Genomic DNA, 7,924 nt, shown 5'->3' with positions numbered 1-7,924 from the left:
CTGTCACCAATCGTCCTCGTCGGCCACCGGCGACGACGCGGCAGGTGGCGGTGCCAGCGATACCTCCGGCGCCGTCGGGACAAGCTTGGTGAAGTCGGGGAAGTCGGCGGCGAGATCGTCGAACGCGGGAATATCTCCGAAACCCTGTTGCGCACCGGACATGACGTCGGCCGAGCGCGCCAGGACATCGGCGGCGGCCCGCTGCGTAGCCTTCGTCACCGCAGCGGCAATCTCGTCGTAGGTGAGCTCGTCGACGTCGGCGGCGAAACGGGTCTCGATAACGATCCCATCGGCGTTGACCGTCACGGTCACCCGCCGATCGGCCTCCGAGGCGGTCGCGGTAAGTTTCGCCCGTTCCTCCTGCGCGGCAGCGATACTCGCCATGCCCTTGTGCACTGCGTCCATCAACTCGTCGAGCCGGGCGCGCCCGGCAGCTCCTGTGAACATGACGGCCTACGCTTCCAACATGCCCGAGCCGCCGAACCCCTCCGCGGATGCCTGGTCGACCCGATTGAACATGTCGATGGAGTTGGCCAGCGCGCCAGCGAGGCCGTCCTTACCGGTCAGCGTCTTGTGGTAGCTGTCCAGCAATGAAGTCAGATTGTCGGCCAGCGGCTTGTAGTTCTTCTCGAAGCCCTGACCAATGTCGTCGGTGCCGCACACCGGCGGGCTCTCGTAGTTGTCCCGGGTGTCCGCCAGGTTCGACTGGACTTCACCGATCTTCTCACCCGCGTCCTGAAGCTCCCGCGCCGCTCTTTTGGCCTCGGCGAACTCGACACTGACCTGCTCAGCCATTTCCACCTCCTGACAAAGACTTCCGACATCCCCCTCCGCCCCCACATCACATGTCCCCGTTCCTCCTATCGGACAACAGCTCTGCGACCAGATCGGTCGTAGAACCCATGCGCGCGCCGGTAATGACCTGTGGGACAAGTTGTTCCGCAGGCGCCTTGCTCATCGCCGAGACATCGGGCGTCGTGAGCCCGGCAAGGCAGAACTGGTAATACGCACCGTCGAGGTCGGATTCGGAGTCCGCGGCAAGGACGTCCACCAGATGTTCGCGGCGCACCTCGCCTCGCTCGGCGGCAGCCAGTAGCGTGCCGGCGGCGGACCGGACGCGCGGATCCGTTTCGGCGCCGAACCGTGCCGAGACAATGCCGACGACGGTATCGGCGGTCCAGATGCCCGGAACCGCAGCGGTGAATGCGGAGGGAGACGGCGAATCTCCCCGGTACCAACCGGTTCCGTCCCACCAATAGCAGAACGACAGGGTTCCCTGCGAGGCACGAGAATTCAGCACCTGATTCGCCACCCAGTACGGCGCGCCACGATACAACTCGGGCATGTCCCGAAGTCCGTTGTAGGCCGCCTCCACCTCGGGCGCGTTCCAGACGCCGCCCGAGAGCACAGCGCGACCGCCCGGAATCAGGAACAGGGTGCTGCCGCCACGCGCGGTGCCCTCGAACCACCCCAGCGACGGAAGGATTCGCGGTCCCCGATCCGATCCGGTCGCCACGAATACCGCCGCGAGCGTCGCCCACCGGGCCCACACGATCCCCAGGGGCGGAAATTCCTCGTCGACGGGGGTGGCGCGGGCTCCGGCGACACGGTCCAGCTCCACCTGGAGCACCGCACGCTCGGGGGGTCGCATCTGCCGCCCGTCACGGGCGATGTACGCGGCCAGCCACAGCGGTAGCCGCGCGCGCGGAAATACCGCGAGGTCATTGAGATACGCCTGCGGCGACAGCAGCTGCTCCTGTGGGAACGGCTCCTCGCCGTAGTCGTAGTCGACGGTGATCTCCCCGTCCTCGCGCAGGCCGAGGATCATGCGCCACCACGGCTCACCCTCCAGCTCGGCGACCGACTCCCGTTGTGCGCCCGCCAGGATCACGATCGACTCCGCGGGCACGGCCTCGACAACGGTGTCGTCGGACAGGGTGTAGAAGACCCGCCGGAATGCGTCGGTGATCGTCATCGAGAACACCGCGTCCAGGCGCGTCCACCCCTCGGGTGCCGCCTGCGCCAACTGCCTGGCGACCGCATACGCCACTTCGCTTGTGCGCGTGTGCGATTCACCGCTCGATGCCATCTCCCCTCCGTCGGGCGACACCTCCGGTGCGAAAGAGGGAAACACCCCCGCCGACGCCGGATCGACATCGGTGCCGGCATCCGGGGCGCGCAGGTCGGGGCCTGCATGGGATTCGATGTCTCCCAAGGTGAATCCGACAAATGGCTCCGGCCCGTCGTCCGTTCGATCCGGCACGCCGTCGTCCACCGGGGTGTCTCGCATGGTCACTCCTGTTCGAACGCCTTCCGTCACCATTGACGGAAGGCGTTTCGCCCAAATCACTTTCGCCCGTCATGGAAGGCGGTGATGTCTCCCATCGAACATGTCCGAGACCTTGCCATCCGCGGACATGGCGGCGGCGTGGGCCTGCTCGACCCCTTCAATACCCTTTTTCAGAACGTCCAGCACGCTTTGGTGCGCCTGCTTGTACTTGGCGAACGAACCCGCGAACGCCTGTGCGCCCTCACCGTCCCAGACACCCATGATCTTGGCGTACGCTTCGTTGGCTCCATCGTGCGCCTCCTGCAGGTGGCCGTGATGTGTTTGCAGATCTCCCGATAGTCCATTGATGGTCGCCGGGCTGTATTGCATCATGTCGCCGTCCATGGCGGATTCCTTTCGTGTTTTATGCCTGAGGCCTGCTCAGCGGAGGTTGGTCAAGGGTGCGGACTCGAGCCCATTCCCCGCATGTCCGAAGAGATCGGCATTGCTGACATCGGTCGTGCCCAAGTTCTGATTACTATGCGTAAGCTTGTCCGTCATATCGTTGACGGACGCGTGCAGGTCTTGGATTGCACTGTGCAGGTTGGCGGCGAATTTGTCGAAGGACCTCTTGGCCTCGCCCTTCCACCCGGCACCAGCGGCCTGCACGCTGGTTTCCAGGTCCGCCGCAGCTCGATGTATTTTCGGAGCCACATGATCGACTATGTGTCCGGTCGCCTGGGCGTGTGCTGCATGATCAAGGGACATATCTTGAGCCATCGATGGCCTCTTTTCTGTCTTCGGGGTCTTTATCGAATACGTGTGGGCTGATGTGCGGGGCTAAGGCATCCACCTTCCTCCCGGTAGGGCTTCGATCAGGTTCGAGATCGCCTGTGCGAGACGATGATCGGAGCCCGATGTGAGGGTGGTCCAGGTGCGAGGATCGCCGGGCGGCGAGTCGGGGGCGGCGACGATGCGACCGCGGTCGGTGTCATACACCGCGACCGCGCCGACAACGGTCGCGGCATCCTCTCCGTAGCATACGATTTCGGTATGGGTGTGGCAGGCGGACATGGCCAGACCGAAGTGGACGGCCTCCTGTCCGGTCACCCCGAAGTGGTATGCCACATCGGCGAAGTCCGCCGAACCCATTGCCGCGTCGAATCTTTCGGCGATGTCTACGGCCGGGCCGCACATAACGGGAATTTCCGCGGCGGGCATGCGGCCCAGCACCCCGCTCACGATTCGCGCCAGGTTGGCAGGATCCTCGTCGCACCATATCTCGCGGATGTCGACGGTATCGTCCTCGCGCACTGCCAGGGCATGAGCGCCGCCGCGCCGCGCCAGACACATCCGCCGGATTCCGGTGGGCCCGAACGACCGGGCGACCAGCTGCCGCTCCGGTTGCGCCAGCGTGTACAACGCCGAGGCCACATCGGATGTCACGCCGCCGTATTCATCCACGAGACCGTGCCCGCGCAAGGTGCCGAGCCCCGCCTCGTAGGCGGCCTGGGCCGCCGCGATCGTCTCGTGCTGCGGATCCAATGCCAATACCACTGGCAAAGTGGGGATTTCGAGCAGATCGGCGGCGATCGTGAGCATATCCGGCGACAGTGTAGTCACGTCCGCTCCTGTCCCGGAATGGTCGAGCGCAGCTGTGCGGCGGCGCCTGCACCGAATACGGCAGGGGTTCCGGCCATTCCGGCGCCGCTGCCCAGTGCGTCCGGCTCCGCCGTCGGACCGGAACTCGCGGCCGGGCGAACGGGCGAGTAGTGATCGTTCGCGGCGGCAGGCGCCATCGGCACCATCGGCGGCGGTGCGAGCTGCGTCGACGGTGTGGCCGTTTCGGCAACCGGGTGCACCGCAAACGCCTGCCTGTCGACAGGCACGCGTTCACCCAGTGCGGCGGCGAGCGTGGGCGTCCCGGCGGGAACGGAAGTCCCCGCCTCGACCGGCAATCGCGGCACGACCGCACTCGGGTCCACCGCGCGCGCCTGCACGGAGACCTGCCGCTCGGCCAGCAAGGCGGCATCGCTCGTCACTACGGGCGCCGCGGGCGGCGTCCATGGCTGCGCGACGGGCGTGGTCGCCGCCTCATAGCTGCGCATGACCTGTGCCGCAACCGATCTCATCGCATGCGCCTCGGACTCGCGGCTCGCGACCGTGCCCAGCAAGGATCCGCCCAGTGGAAATTGCGGTGCGGCAACATCTTTCACGGCCTGGCACACGGCCTGCTCGGCCTCCCCGGGCATGGCGGCGAGGGCGGTCGTGTAGGCGACGGCTTGTGCCTCCGCGCTCGCGGCGTTCACCGCGGCTGCTTCGGCGGCCTCGGCCATCCAGTTCCGCAACTCCGCGAGCCGCTGCACCCCCGCCTCGTTGCCCGCAGAGCGCCACGCGTCGGCCAGTTCACCGAGTATCGCCTGATATTCCGATGCGGCCTCGGTCAGGACCGTCGACAACTCTCCGAACGCGATGCCCGCATCGACCATAGGCAGCGCCCCCGGCCCGGTGACCAGATCACGAGCCAGCTTGTCCGCGGGTGTCGCCTCCCACACCCGCCCGGTGAATCCGTTCGCCTCGATCATCGCCGACTCCCGCGCACCCGCTCAGCGCAAGCCATCGAAGTACGCCGCAGATTGCGCATCCATGGTGCGGAACGAGTGGGAGTGAGAGCGCATGTGCGCGGCCAGCTTCCGCAACTCGAGCACTCCGTTCGCATAGGACGCTCCGAAAACTGCACCGACGGTTTCGAACGTCCTCGCGGCATGCACTGACACCTCGTCCAGCGCGGCGGACACGGGCGATAGCGCTCCCTGCCTTCCGCTCAGCGCGCCGTCGAGGCGATCGGCCAGCGCGTCCAGGCGCGCCGCCACCCGGTCGGCCGACACCGCATCGAATTCGACGTATCCACTCATGGTTTCTCCCTGGTCGTCCCGCGGCGGGCTACAGCGTCAATGCCTTGTCCGGCGAATTCACCACGGCCGCAACCGGTCCGCCGACGACCGGCTTCGCGACATCGTCCAACTCGCCGACGACCTCGTCGCCGTGCTCGGCGTTCACCAGGTAGTCGCGCGAGGCCACCGACAGCTCGGCGGCTCGTGCGCCCACCCCGGCGCCCATCGGCATCATCGGAGCGCCCGACCGCGCCGCGGTCGTCTCCCCGGCCGCCAGTTCCGTGCTCGCCGTCGCCTCCGCCCCGACCGGTCGCACGACCGCCGACGCGCGCGGCTCTACAGGCGCATCGGTCACGACCGCTCGCAACGGCGCCCGCGCGGCCCCGCTCGGGCCACCACCGTAGGCCGCGGCCCCCATCGGCGCGACCCCGCCGGCTGCCGCGGCGCCATGGTGATACGGCGAGCCTTTGGTCACCGGCGCCTTGTGCTTGGGTGGAGGCGGAACAGGCTTGGCGACAACCTTCTTGCCGTGAATCGGCACCGGCTGCACCGGCGGCACGTCGTGCTTCACGGGGTGGTACGGCGCCTTCCCGACCGTGGGCGGGCTCGGCGTGGGATTCGGCGGGCTGGTGATCGGCACCGGCTGTCCCGCCGCCGTCATCTGCGTGGTCAGCACCGTCAGCTCGGCCCGCACGTGCGCCACTACCGCGGCTGCCTCCGCGGCTGCCTCCGCAGTAGCGGCGGCGATGAACGCCTGCCCGCCCGGTGTCACCGCCGCGGCGGTGATCTCGATGGCCAATTTCGATGCGATGGCGGCCAATTCGGCATTGCCGGTCTGGACCACCACCGCGGCCGAGACGAGCAGCGACTGAATCAGCGTGGCCTGCTGCGTGACCGCGGCCGCATTGTCCTGCGCCTGAGCCGCTTTCGCCACCGCCGCCTGCGTGCCCGCGCCCTGCAGTGCCGACAGTGCGCCGATCGCCGTCGACCCGAGGGACATCACCTGTGTGAGCCCCTCGGAGACCTGCGAAAAGAACTGCGACGGATTGATCGACCCCATCCCGAGATTGCCGGTGCCGAAGTGGCCGAACTGGTCGGTGATCGGCCGCATCAACGCCACCGGGTCGAGCGGCGGTAGCGTCGGCAATCCAGGCAACGGGGGCGGCACCGGGAACTGCGGCAGTGGCGGCAGGCCGAGACCGCCGAGGATCTGATCCACCGACTGGTTGCCTGGAACACCGATGGCATTGTGCCGCAGCATGTCCAGGATTTCCGGATGCAGCGGCGCCGGGGGTACGCCGGGGGCAGGTGAACTCACAGCGCCTCCGCTCGAGTCGATTCGGCCACGGCCGCCCGTGGGACGGGATGGACGACCTCCCGCTGCGCCGTCGCAGCCACCGGAACTGCCTTGGACGGCACGGGATCTGCCGATGCCACCCCGGGCCGCGCGGCCTCGGCGGCACGCGCATTGTTGCCGAGCTCGGATCGGTACCGCGGGTCCGCATCCGAGTCCTGCGGCAGGGCCGCAGCGGGGAGGGCACTGGCCTGCGGGACATTCGGAATGGCATCGGTCCCGAGCTCCGCGGCCGGCGCCGCCTCAGCGGGCGACGCGGCAGTCCCGAGGACGGACGACAACACACCTTCGATCGGCGCGAGCCCCTCGAAGCCGGCGGCCGAATCCGCGTCGGTCGATTCATAATTCGCGGCCGCCGCCTGTGCTGCGGCGGCGGTGGCGGTATGGACCTGTGCCAGTTCCGCCACGGCACGCGCATGGTTGGCCTGCGCCACCGCGAACGCGGCGAGAAAGTCGGCCGCGATGGGCCCGAACACCGCCGTGGCGGCCTGGATCGCGGCGACCTGGTCGACGGTGCCGGCGGTGGTCACCAGGCCCGCCTGGGTGGCATTGAGGTCCCCGTGCGCGCGGAAGGCCCCGGGGATAACCACTACCTCGTTCATCTGGTCGTCCTTCTGCGTCGACGCCACGTGGCTGGGACTAGGTGTCGGGGTTGGGCGGATCGGGGTCGTTGAACGCCGCGACCAGAGCGGACTGCTCGGCCATCGCGCGACGGGCGGCCGCGTGTCCGGCGTCCACCAGCCGCTGGCCGAATTGGGTGGATGTGAGACGAGAGACGCTGTGGGACAATCGGATGTCCACCAGCCGACCCTCGCCGTCCACCGTCACCGTCACCGAACCGTCCGGCGACGTCTCCTCCACCCGAATCGCGCGCATCCGATCGCTCAGTTCTCGCATTCGTCCTGCATAGGACCGTAATTCGTCGACCGCGTCCGAAACATCCGACATCTGACGGATATCCACCTCAGACACCCCCGTTGCTGCGCCAGGTCCGCGGCACGTACTCGTATTCGGCCTCCTGCGCGTACTCCGCCTCGGCCACCTCCTCCGCGGTCGCCAGGCCCAGCCGATCCAGCACGTCGCGGGTCACACCCGCCTCCGCCAGCTCCGCGCGCCGGGCCAGCCGCGCGCGATTAGCCGCCTGCCCGCACAGCCGCACCAGCTCGGCGGCCAGATCAGCTGGGTCACGCTGTAATTCGGACCGATCCACATCGACCGACAAAGGCAAGCCCAGTTCGGTCGTTTCCACGGAGATCAGGCCCGACCATGATGCGGCAGTGCCCGTGAGCACGCCTGGTTCCACGTCCTGCATTCCTACCTACCCTTCGAGCAGAAAGGGGTGCCGGCCTCCCCTGGGCCGCGCCCTCTTCCCAAATCCGAGAACCGTCCCAGCCGATCGCATCTCAG

At 67.8% G+C, this 7,924-nt stretch carries 12 protein-coding genes; all 12 read right to left on the bottom strand.

Going from position 1 to position 7,924, the window contains the following annotated elements; genetic code table 11:
• Positions 1 to 3 precede the first annotated feature (3 nt).
• The 12 genes from KO481_RS25755 to KO481_RS25700 all read right to left on the bottom strand — a co-directional run bounded on the left by KO481_RS25755 (position 4) and on the right by KO481_RS25700 (position 7,829).
• Positions 4 to 447, bottom strand: coding sequence for a YbaB/EbfC family nucleoid-associated protein (locus tag KO481_RS25755; RefSeq protein WP_215920578.1), 444 nt, complete (start codon positions 445 to 447; stop codon positions 4 to 6).
• Positions 448 to 453: 6 nt separating this feature from the next.
• Positions 454 to 795 carry a hypothetical protein gene (locus KO481_RS25750; protein ID WP_215920576.1) on the bottom strand — a complete coding sequence of 114 codons (342 nt, stop codon included), beginning with the start codon at positions 793 to 795 and terminating at the stop codon, positions 454 to 456.
• A gap of 46 nt (positions 796 to 841) precedes the next feature.
• Positions 842 to 2,290, bottom strand: a complete 1,449-nt coding sequence (locus KO481_RS25745; protein WP_215920574.1) for a hypothetical protein — start codon at positions 2,288 to 2,290, stop codon at positions 842 to 844.
• A gap of 69 nt (positions 2,291 to 2,359) precedes the next feature.
• On the bottom strand, positions 2,360 to 2,674 hold the full coding sequence (locus KO481_RS25740) for a WXG100 family type VII secretion target (RefSeq protein ID WP_215920572.1): 315 nt from the start codon (positions 2,672 to 2,674) through the stop codon (positions 2,360 to 2,362).
• Positions 2,675 to 2,710: 36 nt separating this feature from the next.
• The gene (locus tag KO481_RS25735; RefSeq protein ID WP_215920570.1) at positions 2,711 to 3,049 is read right to left on the bottom strand and encodes a WXG100 family type VII secretion target; all 339 of its coding nucleotides are present in this window, start codon (positions 3,047 to 3,049) and stop codon (positions 2,711 to 2,713) included.
• A gap of 60 nt (positions 3,050 to 3,109) precedes the next feature.
• Entirely contained in the window at positions 3,110 to 3,892 is a 783-nt protein-coding gene (locus KO481_RS25730; RefSeq protein ID WP_215920568.1) for an ESX secretion-associated protein EspG, read from the bottom strand.
• Entirely contained in the window at positions 3,889 to 4,854 is a 966-nt protein-coding gene (locus tag KO481_RS25725; RefSeq protein WP_215920566.1) for a PPE domain-containing protein, read from the bottom strand. Before KO481_RS25725 ends, KO481_RS25730 begins: the two co-directional genes overlap by 4 nt.
• 21 nt (positions 4,855 to 4,875) lie before the next feature.
• Positions 4,876 to 5,184 carry a PE domain-containing protein gene (locus KO481_RS25720; protein ID WP_215920564.1) on the bottom strand — a complete coding sequence of 103 codons (309 nt, stop codon included), beginning with the start codon at positions 5,182 to 5,184 and terminating at the stop codon, positions 4,876 to 4,878.
• A gap of 28 nt (positions 5,185 to 5,212) precedes the next feature.
• Complete coding sequence (locus KO481_RS25715; protein ID WP_215920562.1) at positions 5,213 to 6,481, bottom strand: hypothetical protein; 1,269 nt, start codon at positions 6,479 to 6,481, stop codon at positions 5,213 to 5,215.
• Complete coding sequence (locus tag KO481_RS25710; RefSeq protein WP_215920560.1) at positions 6,478 to 7,119, bottom strand: type VII secretion target; 642 nt, start codon at positions 7,117 to 7,119, stop codon at positions 6,478 to 6,480. The genes KO481_RS25715 and KO481_RS25710 overlap by 4 nt, the downstream gene beginning before the upstream one ends.
• A gap of 37 nt (positions 7,120 to 7,156) precedes the next feature.
• On the bottom strand, positions 7,157 to 7,465 hold the full coding sequence (locus tag KO481_RS25705; RefSeq protein WP_215920558.1) for a YbaB/EbfC family nucleoid-associated protein: 309 nt from the start codon (positions 7,463 to 7,465) through the stop codon (positions 7,157 to 7,159).
• Positions 7,466 to 7,481: 16 nt separating this feature from the next.
• On the bottom strand, positions 7,482 to 7,829 hold the full coding sequence (locus KO481_RS25700; protein WP_215920556.1) for a hypothetical protein: 348 nt from the start codon (positions 7,827 to 7,829) through the stop codon (positions 7,482 to 7,484).
• Between the last annotated feature and the right edge of the window lie 95 nt (positions 7,830 to 7,924).

It is taken from the genome of Nocardia albiluteola, assembly GCF_018860155.1.
In the GTDB taxonomy this organism is placed as follows: domain Bacteria; phylum Actinomycetota; class Actinomycetes; order Mycobacteriales; family Mycobacteriaceae; genus Nocardia; species Nocardia albiluteola.
Note: the sequence above shows the minus strand (reverse complement) of the source record. Positions and strands in the feature narration are given on the sequence as shown.

Coding starts and splice junctions, on each gene's coding strand:
- KO481_RS25755 (WP_215920578.1), bottom strand. CDS start 447: ATGTTCACAGGAGCTGCCGGGCGCGCCCGGCTCGACGAGTTGATGGAC.
- KO481_RS25750 (WP_215920576.1), bottom strand. CDS start 795: ATGGCTGAGCAGGTCAGTGTCGAGTTCGCCGAGGCCAAAAGAGCGGCG.
- KO481_RS25745 (WP_215920574.1), bottom strand. CDS start 2,290: ATGCGAGACACCCCGGTGGACGACGGCGTGCCGGATCGAACGGACGAC.
- KO481_RS25740 (WP_215920572.1), bottom strand. CDS start 2,674: ATGGACGGCGACATGATGCAATACAGCCCGGCGACCATCAATGGACTA.
- KO481_RS25735 (WP_215920570.1), bottom strand. CDS start 3,049: ATGGCTCAAGATATGTCCCTTGATCATGCAGCACACGCCCAGGCGACC.
- KO481_RS25725 (WP_215920566.1), bottom strand. CDS start 4,854: ATGATCGAGGCGAACGGATTCACCGGGCGGGTGTGGGAGGCGACACCC.
- KO481_RS25720 (WP_215920564.1), bottom strand. CDS start 5,184: ATGAGTGGATACGTCGAATTCGATGCGGTGTCGGCCGACCGGGTGGCG.
- KO481_RS25710 (WP_215920560.1), bottom strand. CDS start 7,119: ATGAACGAGGTAGTGGTTATCCCCGGGGCCTTCCGCGCGCACGGGGAC.
- KO481_RS25705 (WP_215920558.1), bottom strand. CDS start 7,465: ATGTCGGATGTTTCGGACGCGGTCGACGAATTACGGTCCTATGCAGGA.
- KO481_RS25700 (WP_215920556.1), bottom strand. CDS start 7,829: ATGCAGGACGTGGAACCAGGCGTGCTCACGGGCACTGCCGCATCATGG.